Annotated in this window: 1 protein-coding gene and 2 pseudogenes; 1 reads left to right on the top strand and 2 read right to left on the bottom strand. The window is 38.9% G+C overall.

Annotated elements, in window-relative coordinates; all coding sequences use genetic code 11:
• Together DWY89_RS14145 and tnpA are read right to left on the bottom strand one after the other, a co-directional pair.
• A pseudogene (locus tag DWY89_RS14145) lies at positions 1-398 on the bottom strand (IS200/IS605 family accessory protein TnpB-related protein); the annotation flags it as partial.
• 8 nt (positions 399-406) lie between these two features.
• Positions 407-847 carry an IS200/IS605 family transposase gene (tnpA, locus tag DWY89_RS14140; protein ID WP_118524779.1) on the bottom strand — a complete coding sequence of 147 codons (441 nt, stop codon included), beginning with the start codon at positions 845-847 and terminating at the stop codon, positions 407-409.
• Between the two features lie 359 nt (positions 848-1,206).
• Here tnpA and DWY89_RS14695 point away from each other — a divergent pair.
• A pseudogene (locus DWY89_RS14695) lies at positions 1,207-1,341 on the top strand (IS110 family transposase); the annotation flags it as partial.

The raw sequence follows: 1,341 nt of genomic DNA, 5'->3' as shown, positions 1-1,341 counted from the left end.
TTATACATGACATCCCGATAAAATACCGGCATCGCATGATTCTCACAGACCAGCTTCGGCTTTCCCCTCAGTTCTCCCTTTTCCCACAAACCAAGGCGTGTCTGATAGGAGGAAACTGCTCCAAGTGCATGTTGAATCGCTGCTCTTCTCAGATAAGATGGCATCTTAGGAAAATGACGGTCAAACGCAAACCTGGCATGATTCTTTTTTGTCTCATGCACCAGATGCTCCGCTTCATTAAAGCGTTTTTGTGGATTTCCGATTTCTGAAAGTTCTTTCCAAGTCTCTGCATACACCGGAATCAGATAGGAAACCGCTTTCCGAAAAATATCCAGTGTAGAGCGAAGCGGTATATTCTTTTTTTTAATTTCGACTCCATAGCTGGATACAATCTGCATAAAGTTTCCTACTTTCTTTTTTCCTTCTCTTTTTGTCCCTCAATGTATGCCACTACCTGATCCCTGCTTCGGTCACTTACGGTGACTGCACAATACGATGGATTCCACAAATGTCCTCCCCACAGCTCCTGTTTTAATTCCGGATGCGAAAGAAACAACTGACGTGCCAGATTCCCCTTCATAATCTTTATCATGTCTGATATAAAAAATTGTGGTTTGCAATCCAGAAGTAAATGAATATGATCTGGCATAACCTCCATCGCTAGAATCTTAAATTTGTATTCCTCCGCAAGCCCATACAACATTTTTTTACATTCTGCATCTATCCCATTTTTCAGAACCTGTTTTCGATATTTCGTGCACCAGACAAGATGATATTGCAAAGAATACACATATCCTCTACCATATGAAAGTGAATTTTCCTTAATAGTAAATATATCTTTTTCCATGTTTATATTATACCATATGCCCCCACGCTTGGCAAACACTAGTTCTGTATCTTGATAAAAAATTTGGCGCACCTAACTCATCACTACTACAATATACTTATGGGTAATCCCCTTACATCCAGTAAGGATTTATCCATCTCATTACTTAAACTGTTAGAATGTAGGATGCAATGGTATATCGACTTCATCACTAGGACTTAGCGTCCGTACTTTAGACTGATAACCAGCTCCTCATTCACAGTGTTCGTTTTATGCAGGTTGAATCACATTAAGTGCATTCGTGTCACACAGTAGTTTGAGCAGGTAATGAGTAAATCTGGTATTTATCCATTGTAATATTTTTAAGGAGTGACAAATTTATGAACGCAGTAGGTATCGATGTTTCAAAAGGTAAAAGCATGGTTACAATTCTAAGACCATTTGGTGAGATTGTATCCTCTCCTTTTGAGATCAAGCACACATCCAGTGATATCCTTTCACTAATTAAACTTATT

Source organism: Clostridium sp. AF27-5AA (assembly GCF_003478415.1).
Taxonomy (GTDB): domain Bacteria; phylum Bacillota; class Clostridia; order Lachnospirales; family Lachnospiraceae; genus Otoolea; species Otoolea fessa.
The sequence above is the reverse complement of the archived record's forward strand: the minus strand, read 5'-3'. Positions and strand labels throughout refer to the sequence as shown.

Coding starts and splice junctions, on each gene's coding strand:
- tnpA (WP_118524779.1), bottom strand. CDS start 847: ATGGAAAAAGATATATTTACTATTAAGGAAAATTCACTTTCATATGGT.